16 protein-coding genes are annotated in these 17417 nt (G+C 37.5%); 14 read left to right on the top strand and 2 right to left on the bottom strand.

Annotated elements, in window-relative coordinates; translation table 11 throughout:
- The first annotated feature begins 38 nt into the window (after window positions 1–38).
- The 10 genes from coaBC (at window position 39) to spoVM (ending at window position 11199) form a co-directional block, all read left to right on the top strand.
- Window positions 39–1277: a bifunctional phosphopantothenoylcysteine decarboxylase/phosphopantothenate--cysteine ligase CoaBC gene (gene coaBC / locus M948_RS37275; protein WP_021291631.1), complete on the top strand. Its 1239-nt coding sequence runs from the start codon at window positions 39–41 to the stop codon at window positions 1275–1277.
- Entirely contained in the window at window positions 1274–3682 is a 2409-nt protein-coding gene (priA, locus tag M948_RS37270) for a primosomal protein N' (RefSeq protein ID WP_021291630.1), read from the top strand. The genes coaBC and priA overlap by 4 nt, the downstream gene beginning before the upstream one ends.
- 31 nt (window positions 3683–3713) lie before the next feature.
- A complete protein-coding gene (gene fmt / locus M948_RS37265) occupies window positions 3714–4658 on the top strand; it encodes a methionyl-tRNA formyltransferase (RefSeq protein WP_021291629.1) in 945 nt (314 codons plus the stop codon).
- 5 nt (window positions 4659–4663) lie between these two features.
- Complete coding sequence (gene rsmB / locus M948_RS37260; RefSeq protein ID WP_021291628.1) at window positions 4664–6019, top strand: 16S rRNA (cytosine(967)-C(5))-methyltransferase RsmB; 1356 nt, start codon at window positions 4664–4666, stop codon at window positions 6017–6019.
- A 73-nt stretch (window positions 6020–6092) separates the two neighbouring features.
- Window positions 6093–6854, top strand: a complete 762-nt coding sequence (locus M948_RS37255; protein WP_021291627.1) for a Stp1/IreP family PP2C-type Ser/Thr phosphatase — start codon at window positions 6093–6095, stop codon at window positions 6852–6854.
- The gene (pknB, locus tag M948_RS37250; protein ID WP_031335599.1) at window positions 6848–8881 is read left to right on the top strand and encodes a Stk1 family PASTA domain-containing Ser/Thr kinase; all 2034 of its coding nucleotides are present in this window, start codon (window positions 6848–6850) and stop codon (window positions 8879–8881) included. Before M948_RS37255 ends, pknB begins: the two co-directional genes overlap by 7 nt.
- On the top strand, window positions 8882–9763 hold the full coding sequence (gene rsgA, locus M948_RS37245; RefSeq protein ID WP_021291625.1) for a ribosome small subunit-dependent GTPase A: 882 nt from the start codon (window positions 8882–8884) through the stop codon (window positions 9761–9763).
- Window positions 9764–9765: 2 nt separating this feature from the next.
- Complete coding sequence (gene rpe, locus M948_RS37240) at window positions 9766–10422, top strand: ribulose-phosphate 3-epimerase (protein ID WP_021291624.1); 657 nt, start codon at window positions 9766–9768, stop codon at window positions 10420–10422.
- 9 nt (window positions 10423–10431) lie between these two features.
- Window positions 10432–11085 carry a thiamine diphosphokinase gene (locus M948_RS37235; RefSeq protein WP_031335598.1) on the top strand — a complete coding sequence of 218 codons (654 nt, stop codon included), beginning with the start codon at window positions 10432–10434 and terminating at the stop codon, window positions 11083–11085.
- 30 nt (window positions 11086–11115) lie between these two features.
- Window positions 11116–11199, top strand: a complete 84-nt coding sequence (gene spoVM, locus M948_RS37230; protein WP_021291622.1) for a stage V sporulation protein SpoVM — start codon at window positions 11116–11118, stop codon at window positions 11197–11199.
- Between the two features lie 121 nt (window positions 11200–11320).
- Here spoVM and rpmB read toward each other — a convergent pair whose 3' ends face one another.
- Window positions 11321–11509: a 50S ribosomal protein L28 gene (rpmB, locus tag M948_RS37225; RefSeq protein WP_021291621.1), complete on the bottom strand. Its 189-nt coding sequence runs from the start codon at window positions 11507–11509 to the stop codon at window positions 11321–11323.
- A 269-nt stretch (window positions 11510–11778) separates the two neighbouring features.
- Between rpmB and M948_RS37220 the strand changes: the two genes are divergently transcribed.
- Together M948_RS37220 and M948_RS37215 are read left to right on the top strand one after the other, a co-directional pair.
- The gene (locus tag M948_RS37220; RefSeq protein ID WP_021291620.1) at window positions 11779–12141 is read left to right on the top strand and encodes an Asp23/Gls24 family envelope stress response protein; all 363 of its coding nucleotides are present in this window, start codon (window positions 11779–11781) and stop codon (window positions 12139–12141) included.
- Window positions 12142–12252: 111 nt separating this feature from the next.
- A complete protein-coding gene (locus tag M948_RS37215; RefSeq protein WP_021291619.1) occupies window positions 12253–13914 on the top strand; it encodes a DAK2 domain-containing protein in 1662 nt (553 codons plus the stop codon).
- A gap of 352 nt (window positions 13915–14266) precedes the next feature.
- Here the strand turns inward: M948_RS37215 and M948_RS37210 are convergent, their stop codons facing one another.
- Entirely contained in the window at window positions 14267–15544 is a 1278-nt protein-coding gene (locus tag M948_RS37210) for an NCS2 family permease (RefSeq protein ID WP_021291618.1), read from the bottom strand.
- Between the two features lie 287 nt (window positions 15545–15831).
- On the opposite strand from M948_RS37210, the gene sdaAB reads away from it, so the two are divergent.
- Complete coding sequence (sdaAB, locus tag M948_RS37205; protein ID WP_021291617.1) at window positions 15832–16494, top strand: L-serine ammonia-lyase, iron-sulfur-dependent subunit beta; 663 nt, start codon at window positions 15832–15834, stop codon at window positions 16492–16494.
- Between the two features lie 26 nt (window positions 16495–16520).
- Entirely contained in the window at window positions 16521–17396 is an 876-nt protein-coding gene (gene sdaAA, locus M948_RS37200) for an L-serine ammonia-lyase, iron-sulfur-dependent, subunit alpha (protein WP_021291616.1), read from the top strand.
- Window positions 17397–17417 lie beyond the last annotated feature (21 nt).

Raw genomic sequence — 17417 nt, 5'->3', positions numbered from 1 at the left:
CGTTTATGTATGGAATGTAGAAAGGGGATTTGAGGTCAATGGTCAATCAAAAGAATATTCTGCTCGGTGTTACTGGAGGAATTGCAGCATATAAAGCTTGTGCACTTACAAGTAAACTAACGCAAAAAGGTGCGAATGTAAAAGTTGTAATGACAGAAAATGCAACTAAATTTGTATCTCCTTTAACTTTCCAAGCGCTTTCTCGTCACGCTGTCTATACAGATACGTTTGATGAAAAAGACCCTGCTAAAATTGCACATATTGATATTGCTGATTGGGCTGATATAGCTATATTAGCGCCAGCAACTGCTAATGCTATTGGGAAACTTGCAAACGGAATTGCGGATGACATGCTATCCACCATCTTATTAGCTACGCAAGCAGATGTTTATATTGCTCCAGCGATGAATGTACATATGTATGCACATCCAGCAGTAATTCAAAATATGAAGCAATTAGACGGATGGGGATACCACTTTATTGAACCTGGAGCCGGATATTTAGCTTGTGGCTATGTTGGTAAGGGGAGGTTAGAAGAACCAGCAACCATTATTGAGACAATAGAATCTCATCAGTTATCAAAAAAGGCAGAAGGCAATGTTGACGACAAAGAAAGGTTTTTACAAGGTAAACATGTTTTGATCTCTGCTGGACCGACTAGAGAAAAGGTTGATCCAGTACGTTTTTTCACAAATCGTTCCTCAGGAAAAATGGGGTTTGCTCTAGCGGAAGCAGCTGCTCAAGCAGGGGCTGAAGTTACTTTGATAGCTGGGCCAACTTCGCAAGTTGTCAGCCACCCTCAAATAAACCGAATTGATATTTTAACGGCTGAAGAAATGTATCAAGCGATGCATGCGAACTTTGCAAGTAATGACATTGTTATTAAAGCAGCTGCGGTAGCAGATTATCGCCCAAAAATAATCTATGATCAAAAGATGAAAAAGCAAGATGGTGAATGGCAAGTGGCCATGGAAAGGACTAAAGATATATTACATTCGCTTGGTGAACGAAAAGAAGGTCAATTTCTCGTGGGTTTTGCTGCGGAGTCCGAAGAACCAATTGAGAATGGATTGAGGAAGTTAGCATATAAAAATTTAGATGCTATTGTTATTAATAATATTGCAGCAGAAGGTGCAGGGTTTGAAGGAGATACGAATGTAGTCACGTACATCAATAAGCATCAAAACACGGAATCGATTCCTTTAGCATCAAAAAAAGAAATTGCTACACAGTTATTAACATTAATTGCAAACGATTTGAAGGATGAGGTCGTGTGAATATAGCCAATGTAATTGTTGATGTGCCTGCAGCTTCGATTAACCAAACCTTTGACTATAGAGTCCCTGATAAATTTAAAGATATAGCAACAATAGGTATGCGGGTAATTGTTCCGTTTGGTCCTAGGAAAGTGATGGGTTTTATTGTTGGTGCTACTGAAAATTCTTCGTATAATAGCTTGAAGTCGATTATTGATGTGTTGGATCTTCATCCTGTACTAACAAAGGAGTTATTAGATTTAGGGAAATGGCTAGCCAATCAAACGGTAAGTTTACAGATTACTGCATTACAAGTGATGCTTCCACAAGTATTAAAAGCCACATATAAAAAAGAGATTGTGCGTAATACCGAAGCGTTGCTTTCTAAAGAATTGGAAGCCTTATTTGCTGGTAGAGATAGCATCGCCTACGAGGAATTTACTGCGTCAACCTTAAAATACGGGGTTCTTTCTAAAGCTGTGAAGGATGGTGATGTATCCATCGAGTATTTGGTTAAATCGAGAATCACAAAAAAATTTCGAACCATGCTCAAACCAGCAAAGCAGCTGCATGAACTAGAAGAGCAATTGCTCGATTTACCAAAGAATGCTAAAAAGCAAAGGCAGCTCGTAAACCATTTTTTGGAAAATCCAAATCCAATAGAAAAACAAAAACTGCTAAAAAAAGTTCAAACAACGGCTAATACAGTTAATATATTAAAGGAAAAAGGATTAATAGAAAGTTATCAAACCGAATTATTCCGTAACCCTTATGAGAATCACCTTTTTTCACAGACAACTGCTTTACCCTTAACAGACCAGCAAGCAGCCGCTATAAAGCCGATGAAAGAAGCAATTGCTGAAAATGAACATCATGTTTTCCTGCTGCACGGTATAACTGGTAGTGGTAAAACGGAAATATATTTACAGGTTATTCAAGATGTCATTCATAAAGGAAAAGAAGCAATTGTATTAGTGCCGGAAATATCACTAACTCCACAAATGGTTAAACGATTTAAGGGAAGGTTTGGATCTAATGTCGCGGTCATGCATAGCGGTTTATCTGCGGGTGAGAAATATGATGAATGGCGCCGTATTCAACGAAAAGAAGTGCAGGTAGTAGTAGGAGCGAGATCAGCTATATTCGCTCCATTTGAACAGATTGGTGTCATCATTATTGATGAGGAACATGAAACTAGCTATAAACAAGAAGATCAGCCTCGTTATCATGCGAGAGATGTGGCCATCTATAGAGGAGAAACACATCAGTGTCCAGTCATCTTAGGTAGTGCTACACCGACTTTGGAATCCTATGCTAGAGCCATGAAGGGTGTCTATAAGTTAGCTACTTTGGATAAACGAACGAATAATAAGATGCTTCCTCCAGTCGAGATTGTTGATATGCGTGATGAGCTTCATGCTGGAAACCGCACGATGTTTTCGAGAAAACTGAAAGAGGAGATACAGCAATGTATCCAAAAAGGAGAGCAGATCGTATTACTTTTAAATCGTAGGGGTTATTCTACTTTTGTTATGTGTCGGGATTGTGGACATGTAAATGAATGCCCGCATTGTGATATTGCACTTACTTACCATAAGAAAAGCAGCCAGTTAAAATGTCATTACTGTTCTTACGAAGAAAAGGTTCCTGTGCACTGTCCGGAATGCGGAAGTGATACCATCCGTTATTTTGGAACGGGGACGCAGCGAGTAGAAGAAGCATTAACGCAATTGATACCAGAGGCCCGTGTAATAAGAATGGATGTAGATACAACTAGACGTAAAGGAGCTCATGAAAAGCTTTTAAATCAATTCGCTAACAAAGAGGCGGATATTCTATTAGGTACGCAAATGATCGCTAAAGGCTTAGACTTTGAGAATGTAACTCTAGTAGGAGTTCTTACTGCAGATTCAATGCTGCATTTGCCAGATTTTCGCTCATCTGAAAAAACATTTCAAATCTTAACTCAAGTAAGCGGACGAGCTGGCCGTCATGAATTGACAGGAAAAGTAATTGTTCAAACCTATACACCAGATCACTATAGTATTGAACTTGCAAGCAAATATGATTTTATGACGTTTTATAAACAAGAAATGCAAATGAGGAGAACATTTCAGTATCCGCCTTATTATTTTTTGGCACTTATAACAATCTCTCATCCTAATCAAGTTAAGGTAGTTCAAACGACGCAGCGTTTTGTTCAAATGTTAAATAAATTGGTGAAAGACGAGACGATAATTTTAGGTCCGACTCCTTCTGCTATCCCGCGTATTAAGGATAGATATCGTTACCAATGCATGATAAAATACAGAAATGAACCAGAGTTGCGAGGGTATTTAGCCAAAATTTTAGATCAATTCTCTGCTGATATTCGGAAAGAAGATATTCTAATCACCATAGATATGCAACCATATCATCTCATGTAAACAACCCCAAAACCAGAAAGTAGGTAATAAGATGAAACGAATTGTTTTTATGGGAACACCAGATTTTTCTGTTCCAGTTCTTCAAACACTCATTCATTCCCCTTATGAAGTGGTACTCGTTGTAACACAGCCTGACCGCCCGAAAGGAAGAAAGCGTACGATTACTCCTACACCTGTGAAACAAGAAGCATTACAGCATGATCTGCCGGTTTTTCAACCAGAAAAATTAAAGAATAATTATGAGGAGATTCTTGCATATCAACCTGATTTGATTGTAACAGCAGCGTATGGTCAAATCCTTCCAAATGAATTATTAACCACACCGGAATATGGATGTATTAATGTACATGCTTCATTACTTCCAGAATTACGTGGTGGTGCTCCGATACATTATGCGATTTTACAAGGGAAAAAAGAAACAGGTGTAACCATTATGTATATGGTGGAAAAGTTAGATGCTGGTGATATATTAACACAGCAAAGTGTCCCGATTGATGCTGATGATCATGTAGGGATACTACATGATAAACTTTCAAAAGCCGGTTCACAATTGTTAGAACAAACCATTCCAAAGCTTTTCAAAAAACAAATTCAACCAATACAACAAGACAATGATAAAGCTACCTTCGCAAGAAATATAAGACGGGAAGAAGAAAAAATTGATTGGAGTAAGAATGCAGAACAAGTCTATAATCATGTTCGAGGTTTGCATCCGTGGCCTGTTGCATTTACGAACTATGAAAAAAAGCCAATGAAAATTTGGTGGGGCAAGCCAGTAAAAGATAGGAATAACGGGTATACTGCTGGTGAAATTATTGATAAGCCAAACAATGCAAGTATTGTTGTAGCATGTGGACATCAACAGGCTTTTGAGATTACGGAGATACAGCCTGCTGGTAAAAAGCGGATGACTGTAAAGGATTATCTGCAAGGTAATCCAGATCGAATTAAAATCGGACAAATAATGGGTGAATAATTTAAATGCAAACAAATCAGTTAAGAAATTCAATTTTAGATGTGCTTATACGTATTGACAAAGACCAAGGGTTTAGCCATCTTGTTTTAAATGAGGAATTAAAGTCTGGAAGAATTCTTGCGAAAGATGAAGGTTTATTTACCGAAATCGTGTATGGGACGATACAACAAAAGATGACGTTGGACTTTTATTTAGAAGCATTCGTCAAACAAGGGAAAAAGGTACAGCCTTGGGTGAAAATGCTATTACGCATGTCGATATATCAGATGGTATACTTAGATCGGATTCCAGACCATGCAATCATACATGAAGCTGTAGAAATTGCTAAAACACGGGGGCATAAAGGAAGTGCTTCTTTTGTGAATGGAGTACTACGGTCGATTCAACGGAAAGGTGTACCTGAAACAAATCAAATTCAAGATAGGAATAAAAGAATAGCAATAACTACAAGTCACCCTATGTGGTTAGTCAATCGTTGGATTGATCAATATGGAATAGAGATTACCGAAGAAATGTGCAAGACCAACACGAAACACAAGCCAATAACCGTACGTGTTCAACCCTTAAAAGTAACCCGAGAGAAAGCCATGCAGCAGTTGACTAGTGAAGGATTAGAAGTTGAACCATCATTCTTCTCACCTCAAGGTATAATTATCGTGGACGGAAATATCTTGAAGAGTAAATTATTTACAGAAGGTTATGTTACTATACAGGATCAAACTTCCATGTTGGTTGCTGAGATTCTCCATCCTGAACAAAATATGAAAGTATTGGATGCATGCAGTGCGCCAGGCGGTAAAGCAACACATATTGCAGAAAAGATGCGCAATCATGGAGAAGTTTATGCACATGATCTCCATGCGAAAAAAGCAAAATTGGTTAAGGAAAAGGCAGATCAATTACACTTAACCAATATTCAAGCTTTAGCCTATGATGCTAGGAAATTACAAGAGTTGTATCCTGTTCATACGTTTGATCGTATTTTGATCGATGCTCCTTGTTCAGGATTAGGTGTGATTAGAGGGAAACCGGAAATTAAATATCATAAAACCGAAAATGACATTGAAAAATTGTCCTCTATTCAATTGGATATTCTAAATCATGTCTCTACATTATTAAAAGAAGAAGGAACTATGGTTTATAGTACGTGTACAACCGATAAACTAGAAAATGAAACCGTTGTAAGACGGTTTTTGGGCCAAAATGAATGCTGGCAAGTAGATAAAACGTTTTTTGATGAGTTGCCGGAACCATTACGTGGTTCAATTGGCATTAGTTCAGTTGGACTTCAGATTTTCCCTCATACATTTAATACAGATGGCTTTTTCCTTACAAGATTGAAGCGAAAAAGTAGTGAATAGACTTCTTTTATTACAAAGATTGTGTAATACTGTAAGTTAACAAGGTTATTGGATGAACAAAAGGGGTGAAATAATGAAAGCTCATTTTTTAACTGACCGGGGACTGGTTAGAACACATAACGAAGACTCTGGCGGGATTTTCTACAATACATCCGGCCAATTTTTAGCAGTAATAGCAGATGGAATGGGAGGACATCAGGCCGGAGATGTAGCAAGCCAGATGGCGACCTCTTTATTAGAAGAAAAATGGGAACAGAGTGGAAAATTACATACACCAGAAGCGACAGAAACGTGGATTAGCAATGTAATGATTGAAATAAATGCCTCCATTTTTCAGCATGCTCAAGAAAACGAAGAATGCCACGGAATGGGCACTACAATTGTTGTAGCTATTGTTATCGGAGATTTTATGACAATTGCACATATTGGTGATAGCAGATGTTATTTTTATACAGAAGAAGGTTTAAAGCAGGTTACTGAGGACCATTCTCTTGTCAATGCGCTTGTACAATCCGGCCAAATTTCAAAAGATGATGCAATAAGTCATCCACGAAAAAATGTGGTTTTAAGAGCATTAGGAACGGAAGAAGAAATTGATAGTGATGTTAAAACCCTAGGATTAGAAGAAGATGATAAACTCTTATTATGTACAGATGGCTTAACAGATAAAGTGCTTGATGAAGAATTATTTGAATTAATGCAAACAACAGATGGGTTATACGAAGCCGGTGAAAAAATGATAGCTCTAGCAAATGAACGTGGTGGAGAAGATAATATTTCCCTTATTCTATTTCAGTATACCGCTGCTGAGGAAGAAGGTGAATGGTTATGTTAAACGGCCATCTACTTAGTGATCGTTATCAAATTAAAGATACAATTGGTGGCGGAGGGATGGCGAATGTTTATTTAGCAAGAGATATAATCTTAGAAAGAGATGTTGCTATTAAAGCGCTGCGATTAGAGTATGCAAATGATGAGGAGTTTATTGCTCGTTTTGATCGAGAGGCTCATTCAGCAGCAAGTCTTTCCCATCCGAATATTGTTAACATATATGATGTAGGTGAAGAAGATAGTCTTCTCTACATGGTAATGGAATACGTAGATGGTATGACACTTAAGGAATACATACAAAAGAACGGTCCGTTAGATGTTCAGGAAGCACTGGACATTATGAAACAGATAGCGGCAGCAATTGCTCACGCTCATGCTAACGATTTAGTTCATCGTGACATTAAACCGCAAAATATCTTAATTGATGCATATGGTCAAGTAAAAGTAACTGATTTTGGTATTGCGATTGCTTTAAGTGCTACGGCATTAACACAAACAAATTCTATCCTCGGCTCGGTCCATTATTTATCACCTGAACAAGCCAGAGGAGGAATGGCTACGAAAAAATCTGATATATATTCAATTGGGATTGTACTATATGAGTTATTAACTGGGAGGCTGCCTTTTTCTGGGCAATCTGCCGTTTCGATTGCATTAAAACATTTACAGAGCGATACACCATCTGTTAGGAAATATAACCAGGATGTACCTCAGAGTGTGGAGAACATTGTATTAAAAGCAACTGCAAAGGATCCGTTCCATCGTTATGAGACAATTTATGATTTAGAAGAAGCACTGGAAGTCGCGTTGCATCCAGCGAAACTAAATGAGGAGGTATTTACACCTCCATCGGAAGCTGGTGAAGAAACAAAGGCTATTCCAATCATAACGGATGATGTCGGAGACAATGTAAATGATGGAGATACAATCATTCATCAGACCAATGGGCCAACCAAACCTTATAAAGAACCGGACAAGCCGACTTCAAATAAGAAAGCAAAAAAACAAAAGAAGAAGAAAGACAAAAAGGCAAAAAAGCAACAAAGGAAAAAAAAGAAATGGGTAATTCCAGTCATTGTACTGCTATTATTAGTAGCAACTGCTGTTACCTTATTTGCGTTTCCTGATTTATTTCAGCCAAAAGATGTAACTATTCCCGATGTAACGGATAACTCATATACGGATGCAGTTAGCGAATTAGAGGAACTAGGACTGGTTGTTAACCGCGAAGAAGTATTCTCGGAAGATATAGAAGAAGGCAATGTAGTTAGAACGAGTCCTGAAGCTAGCAGTACGGTAAAAGAGGGGTCGAATATTACCGTATTTATTAGTAAAGGAAAAGAAAAAGTAACGTTTGAGAATTATGAAGGAAAGGATTTTGATCAAGTAAAAAGACTCTTGGAAGATGAAGGATATGAAGTTCTAGATCCATATGAAGAAAATTCGGATCAACCAGTTGGTGAAATTATCAATCAGATTCAACCTACAGTAGATAGTGAAGTAGTCCCAAGCGAAACAAAAGTTATATTTCGTGTGAGTAGTGGACCGAAGACCATTAATTTAAATAATCTTAAAGGAATGACTGAGGCAGAGGCAAGAGATTATTTAGAAAGCAATAATTTAACTATGGAAGTTGTAGAGGAAAATTCGGAAACGACACCGGAAGGGGAAATTATTCGTCAAGATCCAGGTACGAACACGGAGTTAGAAGAAGGTCAGTCAGTAACTGTTTATATTTCTACAGGACCAGAGAAAAAGCCTCCAGTTTCACATACAGTCACATTTACTGTACCTTATAACCCAGATACATCAGGAGAAATAGATGAAGAACCAATCGAACAAACGGTCCAAATTTATATTGATGATATGGAACATGATATATCAGAAGTATATAAAGAAGATACAATTACTGAAGATACAGAGTATGAATTTACATTGACAATTGCTCCGGACAGTAAAGCAGAATATATTATAAAGCGCGATGACGATACGATATCAGAGAAAACAGTAACTTATGAAGAAGGTGAATAAATGGCAACAGGCAGAATTAAAAAGGCTTTGAGCGGATTTTATTATGTTGAATCAAAAGAAGGCGAAACATATCAGTGTAAAGGCAGGGGGGTATTCCGTAAAAGGAATATTACCCCACTTGTCGGTGATATGGTGACCTTTGATATTAGCGGACAACATGAAGGATATATTGTAGAAATACATCCACGAGAAAATGAACTGGTTAGACCGCCGATTGCCAATATAACTCAGGCTATTATTGTCTGTTCTGCAATGAAGCCAGCCTTTAATACGACCTTGCTTGATCGGTTTCTTGTATTAGTGGAATCAAAGGATATTCAACCGGTTATTTTTCTAACCAAAATGGATATTGCAGGTCAAGAAGAAGCAAATCTAGTCTCTTATCAACGTGACTATGAAAATATCGGCTATCAGGTGGAGATGCTTTCTGTAGAGAATATCGAAACACTTTCCGTTGTTGAAAGTTATTTTAAAGATAACATTACTGTAATTGCGGGACAGTCTGGTGTGGGCAAATCTTCATTATTAAATGCTATTGATCCGTCTTTATTATTAAAAACAGGAGAAATTTCCGATAGTTTGGGTAGAGGGAAGCACACTACTAGACATGTTGAATTAATTCCACTGTATGGAGGGTTGGTAGCAGATACCCCTGGATTTAGTTCTTTAGACTTTCAAGATATATCATTAGAAGAATTGGCAGATTGTTTTCCTGAAATAAGAGAGAGAAGGCAAGGTTGTAAATTTCGAGGATGTATGCATCATAAAGAGCCCAAATGTGCTGTGAAAGCAGCGGTAGAAGAAGGCGAAATTCCCAGCTATCGCTATGACCATTATTTACGTTTTTTCGAAGAAATACAAACAAGAAAGCCGAGGTATTAGTAATGACAAAAATTGCACCATCTATTTTATCAGCGGATTTCGCAAAGCTTGGTAAAGAGATCAACGACGTAGAATTGGGAGGAGCAGATTATATACATGTAGATGTGATGGATGGTCGTTTCGTACCGAATATCACTCTTGGTCCATTAGTGGTAGAAGCAATTCGTCCAACAACGAAGCTACCGCTAGATGTCCATTTAATGATTGAAGATCCAGATCGTTATATTGAGGAATTTGCAAAGGCAGGAGCAGATATTATTACCGTACATCAAGAGGTAAGCCCTCATCTACATCGAACCATTCAATTAATCAAGGATCAACAAGTAAGAGCCGGTGTAGTAATTAACCCAGCCACCCCAGCTGAATTATTATTACCAGTTTTAAGTGATATTGACATGGTATTAATTATGACTGTAAATCCAGGGTTTGGTGGGCAGTCATTTATCGAAAATACGGTTAAAAAGATTAGACAAGTTGCCCAATGGCGTAAAGAACAAGGACTTGAATTTGAAATTGAAGTGGATGGTGGAATTAAAGCATCTACTGCTAAATTATGTTCCGATGCGGGTGCTGATGTACTAGTAGCAGGGAGTGCCATCTTTTCTCAGCAAAATCGTCGACAAGCGATTGAAGATATTAAAGCGGCATTAAAGGAGTAAGTATTGAAAGTGAAAACTATTGCTATAATTGGAAATGGTCCAGAGTGGTACCCTGATTTTTCTAGCTTACGGAACACCGTTGACTTTTGGATAGGTGCTGATCGTGGGGCATTATCAGTCATTAAACATCGGTTACAACTGGAATATGCAGTTGGTGACTTTGATTCCACAACAGATGAAGAGAAAGCAACAATCATTTCCTATGCCAATTATTTTAACGAATATCCGTCTGACAAAGATGAAACAGACTTAGAGATTGCATTGAATAAAGCGTTCGAGCTAGAACCTGATATCATTTATTTAATTGGTGTTACTGGTGGAAGGATGGATCATGAGCTCATTAATATTCAATTACTATATGAAATCGCTCGTAAAGGTATAAAAGGGATCATTCTGGATAAAACAAATTATATTGAATTAACATTTGCTGGAGAATATTCTATCGAATATGACGATACCTATCCCAACATCTCGTTTGTTCCGTTTTCGCACGAAGTTAAAGGGCTTACCTTATCAAATTTCTATTATCCATTGATGGATGCGACCGTTACATGGGGGTCCACACTTTGCATATCAAACAAGCTTATTGGAAATAGTGGTACTTTTTCGTACAACGAAGGCATACTATTATTAATAAAGAGTCGTGATACGATTCCTAGATAGCTTTGTTTGTTAAAAGAGGAGGGCGAACTCATGAAATTTTATACGATTAAGCTCCCAAGATTTATCGGTGGATTTGTCAGAGTTATTATTGGTACCTTCAAGAAAGAGAAGTAAAATTGAATTTGCTTTTGTCAGATGACAGAAGCTTATTTTTTTCTTAATGCATAGAAACAAGCACCTTTTATTCAAAAGGTGCTTGTTTCATAACTAATGTGATAAGTGGTATTTTCGTATATTAAACGCGCTCTACTTTTCCTGACTTTAAGGCACGTGCAGAAACATAAACTTTTTTCGGTTTACCATCTACCATAATACGTACTTTTTGTACATTAGCTTTCCATTTACGCTTATTGGAATTCATAGCGTGAGAGCGTTGGTTTCCACTGCGAGTTTGACGTCCAGTTACAACACATTTTCTGGCCATGTTATCCCTCCTACTTTTCCATGTAATTGCATTTTCATACTTATACAATTTACCATAACTCCTGTTAGAATGCAATGAATCTTTTTCTACTCAATCCATGAGAATAACATTATTTCACATATCAAGAGAAAAGCCTTGACAGATTAACGTAAATCGTACATTGTTATAAGGGGTATTTTTTATATACGTTTATCTTTACTTTTAAAATGGTTCTGCATGTAGTAGAATGTTTTTAGGTAATGTGAGCAGGTATTATAAGGAGGATTCATATGTCCATTGAACTTCATACAAATGATGGTCAAGTAACAATAACGAATGAGGTTATTGCCACAATCGCCGGCGGTGCGGCAGTTGAGTGCTATGGTATAGTAGGGATGGCATCTAAAAGTCAAATTAGAGATGGAATTGCTGAAATATTAAAGAAAGAAAATTATTCCAAAGGAGTAATTGTACGTCAAGAAGACAATAACTTACATATTGACATGTATATTATTGTAAGTTATGGAACAAAAATATCTGAAATTGCGCATAATGTTCAATCGCAAGTAAAATATACGTTAAGTCAATCATTAGGATTAGAAATTGACTCTGTTAATATTTATATTCAAGGAGTTCGCGTTTCACAAGAGTAAGTTACCGAAAGAATCGCACTAGTATTCATTTTAACCGTATGGAGTGTCGGCTCTGACGTTTGTTATAAATTAGTCGTGAAAGCTCTTGTTTATAGAGGAGGAAATATAAAAGTGAGTTTACAGAAGATTGATGGCTCGGATCTGACCCAAATGTTCCTGTCCGGAGCACATCATTTATCAAATAATGCAAAAAACATTGATGCTTTAAATGTATTCCCTGTTCCGGATGGTGATACAGGAACAAATATGAATTTGACGATTACATCTGGTGCAAATGAGGTTAAGCAAATTAACAGCACCAATGCTTCCGTTGTGGCTGAGGCATTCGCGAAAGGATTATTGATGGGAGCTAGAGGCAACTCTGGAGTGATTTTATCCCAAATTTTTCGCGGATTTTCAAAAGGGTTAGAAAAAAAAGAAGCGGTTACATCAGACGAACTTGCTAAGGCGTTTGAAAGCGGGGTATCTACTGCTTATAATGCTGTAATGAAGCCTGTTGAAGGAACGATCTTAACAGTGGCAAAGGATTCAGGTAATCAAGCTGTTGCCATTGCCAAGAAAGAAAAGGATATTATCCAGTTAATGGATCAAATTGTAGTTGAAGCGAAAGCATCTCTAAAACGGACACCTGATCTGCTTCCTGTATTAAAGGAAGTTGGCGTTGTTGATTCTGGTGGCCAAGGTTTGGTAACTATATATGAAGGGTTTTTAGCTGCACTAAAAGGTGAAGAACTTACAGAGGATAATTCGAACATTGATATGGATGAAATGATTAATGCGGAACATCATAAAGTCACACAAGATTTCATGGATACCTCTGATATAGAATATGGGTACTGTACAGAATTCATGGTTAAATTTGAAGATGAAAAATTAGCGGAGCACCCTTTTGATGAAACTACTTTCCGTAACGAACTTAGTGAACATGGAGATTCCCTATTGGTAGTTTCAGATGATGACCTTGTAAAAGTCCACATCCATGCCGAATACCCTGGGGACTGTCTAACGATGGGACAACGGTATGGAAGCCTAGTCAATATGAAAATCGAGAATATGCGTGAACAGCACACCGCTCTTGTCGGAAATAAAGATAAATCACAAGTATCAACAGAAAAAGGAAATTATGCAATTGTGACAGTTGCTATGGGCAAAGGATTGAAAGAGCTTTTAGAAAGTCTTGGAGCGTCTGTCGTAATTGAAGGTGGACAAACCATGAATCCAAGTACTCAAGATATTACAGATGCAATCCAACAAGCCAATGCAAAAAATGTACTCATCTTGCCAAACAATAAGAACATTTTAATGGCTGCTGACCAGGCAGCTGAATTAGCTGATGAAAATGTACGAGTTGTACCTACAAAGACTATCCCTCAAGGTATTAGTGCAATGCTTTCTTTCCATCCTGATGCAAATCTAGATACTAATCAGCAAGCAATGGATGAAGCTCGAAAACAGGTTAAGACTGGTCAGGTTACTTATGCAGTTCGAGATACACAGATAGATGGAATTACCATTGAAAACGGTAATTTTATGGGGATTGAAGATGGAAAAATTATTGCTACAGACCCAGATAAACTAGAAACAGTGAAGTTACTACTTAATAAGATGATTTCCGAGGAAGACGAGATATTAACAATTCTTCAAGGGGAAGACGTTGAAGATAAGGAAGTTCAAATATTAGTTGAATATATTGAAGAAACCTATGAAGATATAGAGATTGAAGTACACAATGGCAATCAGCCGATATATTCTTATATTTTTTCTGTAGAGTGAATGACAAGACTGGCGAAACGCTTTCGCCAGTCTTGTTTTTAGTTATTTTCTGAAACTTAATTTATTAGAACGCTTAAGTGTTGGGGCTGAGTTGTTTCGATCATGGAACAGGCGATGAAGACAGTGATTGTCGAAATATAACATTTTAGGACTAATTAAGGAACGAAGGCACCTTCCGCTTTGCACTGGAACGAGTGAGCGGAGCCGAAATCACCTAACGTAGGCTTTACAAAGAATGCGCTTATCCATGGGAAAGAGAATGATTTGTACTCCTAATAGCAAGAAAAAAAGCTTGTAGCAAAACAACTGTGTGTTCTCTACAAGCTGAAATCGCCCAAATAAACGGCAATTTTCATATTCCGATAATCTTCATGATGAAATCAAATAGGAATAAACCAGATATAACAACTAATGCTGTTGATAATTCGCGTTGTTTTCCAATCGCAAATTTCACGATAGGGTATGCAATAAATCCAAATGCCATACCGTCAGCAATGCTATACGTGAAAGGGATCATGACAACAATTAAAAAAGCTGGAAGAGCTTCTGATAGATCATCTAAAGGTAAGTGACGGATATTTTGCACCATTAGAAAGCCAACAATAATTAGAATTGGGCTGATTGCAGTATTGGGAATCATTGTAATCCAAGGTATAATGAATAATGTTCCTAAAAACAATACTCCTGCAATCACAGCTGTTTTTCCAGTTTTCCCTTTGGAAGCAATCACAGCAGCATTTTCAGCAGCTGATACAGTTGGTGAAGTGCCGAAGAATGCGCAAGTAATTGTTGAAAATGCGGTGACTTGATATGCTCGTTTATAGCTTTTATCACGTTGCAACATGTCAAGCTGTCCATGTAATAGACCCATGTTTTCGAAAATTAGGATCATCGCCAATGGAAATACCGCAAGCCAAAAAGAGAGCTCATTAATCGCTGAAAAGGAAGGAAGAAACAGCAGCTCATCCCAAGTAATTGATAGAGCTTTATTTCCAGTTTCAATAATACCTGCAATGGATGCAAGGATCGTACCTGCTATCATTGTTAGCAAAAAGTTAGCTGGGATATTCTTTACAAATAAGAAAATGGCAAGGAACAATGTTAATAAACTAACAATTACGGTTGGAGAAGTAAAGTCTCCAATTGCAACGATGGTATTCGTGCCACTCTTAACTAATCCGCTTTTTTCTAAACCAATTAAGATAAGAAAAAAACCTAAGCCAACTGTAATTGCATGCTTTAAAGAGCTAGGAATAGCGTCTTTTAAGATCACACCTAATTTAGTAAATGCCGTTATTAGAAAGATAACAGCAGCAATTAGAATGACGGCTAAACCTTCCTGAAATGATAGGTTTGTTCCTTGTACAATGGAGTACGCAAATAAAGCGTTGATTCCCATTCCTGGTATAAGAATTAACGGAAGCTTCCCTACGATTCCCATGATTAAAGTGCCAACAAAGCTTGCAAGAATGGTTGCGATCATGCCGCTTTCAATGGAAATACCTGCCTCACTAAGAATTGATCCATTAACAACAATGATATACATTGTTGTTAAATAACCAATAATACCAGCAATCAACTCTTGCTTTAAGTTTGATTGCAGATGATCTTGGTGTTTACTATCAGGCATATTAACTCCTCATTAAATTCCTGTCCCTCTCCCACCCGATTATAAACGTATAATCCACAAATTAATATTATAGCTTTTTTATTAAACTTCGTCAATTTCCCTTATACTGAAGTGGAATTGCAACCCACGCATACAATTTCATTCGTTTATAATAATAACGAAAATGATTATTAATCGTTTTTTTGTTATAATTTAAAGAGGGAATATATCATATAACGAAATTTTAGTTGCAGTTTTTAAATGTTCCCAGTAAGTTGATTAAACGTGTAAATGGGCGGTGGTTAATAATGAAATATAATTCAGTTTTTGATATTATTGGTCCGGTAATGATGGGGCCTTCTAGTTCACATACAGCCGGAGCAGCTAGAATTGGAAAGGCTGCAAGATCTCTATTTGGAAAAGAACCAACATGGGCAAAAATTCATTTATATGAATCCTTTTCCAAAACATATAAGGGTCACGGTACCGATTTCGCATTAGCTGGTGGCCTTTTAGGTTTTGATACAGATGATCCACGTATGAAAGATGCCCTGGAGCTAGCAAAAGAGCAGAATCTTAAGATTGAATTTATTGAGGATAGCGCTGCAGTTGATCATCCTAATACAGCTCGTATTATAGTTGGAAATGACACAGAATCTCTTGAGTTAGTAGGAATATCCATAGGTGGTGGAAAAGTAGAAATTACAGAACTAAATGGATTTGAACTACGTTTATCTGGAAATCATCCAGCTATATTAATTATGCACAACGACCGATTTGGAGCAATCGCTTCGGTAACAACGATCCTAGCTAAGTATCAAATTAATATTGGTCATATGGAAGTTAATCGGAAAGACGTAGGAAAAGAAGCACTCATGGTAATTGAAGTTGATCAGAACATTGATGATTCGATATTGAAAGAATTGGATAATGCAGATCATATTATACAAATCTCAAAAATTGTCAGCTAGATTTTAACAGGAAAGGTGGGAATCTTATGTTTCGTACGGTAAAGGAATTAGTGGAATTTGCAGAGAAAGATAGCATTTCGATCTCTGAGGTAATGATTCGCCAGGAAATGGAAGTAAAGGAAAAGACACGTGAACAGTTATTTGAAGAGATGGAAACGAATCTACAAGTAATGGAAAATGCAATTGAAGATGCGTTAAAGGGAGTTGAATCAGTAACAGGTTTAACCGGTGGAGACGCCGTCTTAATTCAAAATTATATGAAAGAAAAAACCCCGTTGTCTGGTAACTTATTGATGGATGCAGTTAGTAAAGCAATGGGAACAAATGAAGTTAATGCCGCGATGGGAACAATTTGTGCCACTCCGACAGCTGGAAGCGCAGGCTGTGTACCTGGGACACTATTTGCGGTTAAAAACCAACTTCATCCATCAAGAGAACAAATGATACGTTATTTATTTACAGCAGGCGCTTTTGGGTTTGTGGTTGCTAATAATTCATTTATCTCTGGTGCAGCAGGTGGGTGTCAGGCAGAGGTAGGTTCAGCAGGAGCGATGGCATCTGCTGCTATTGTTGAAATGGCTGGAGGTACTCCGCAGCAATCTGCTGAGGCTTTCGCAATGACATTAAAGAATATGCTTGGTCTTGTTTGTGACCCTGTTGCTGGATTAGTGGAGGTTCCTTGTGTAAAACGAAATGCAGGGGGTTCATCATTAGCTATAGTTTCAGCAGATATGGCATTAGCAGGTGTTACTAGCAGAATACCATGTGATGAAGTTATCGGTGCTATGTATCGTATTGGTAAGCAAATGCCTTCAAGCTTACGTGAAACTGGCGAGGGTGGACTAGCAGATACCCCAACCGGACGTTTTCTAAAGGATAAATTATTCGGAATAACAAGTTAGAAGAGTGGAAAAGAGTGATTG

Origin of the sequence: Virgibacillus sp. CM-4 (assembly GCF_000445495.1) — a bacterium.
Taxonomy (GTDB): Bacteria; Bacillota; Bacilli; order Bacillales; family Amphibacillaceae; genus Virgibacillus; species Virgibacillus salexigens.
The sequence above is the reverse complement of the archived record's forward strand: the minus strand, read 5'-3'. Positions and strand labels throughout refer to the sequence as shown.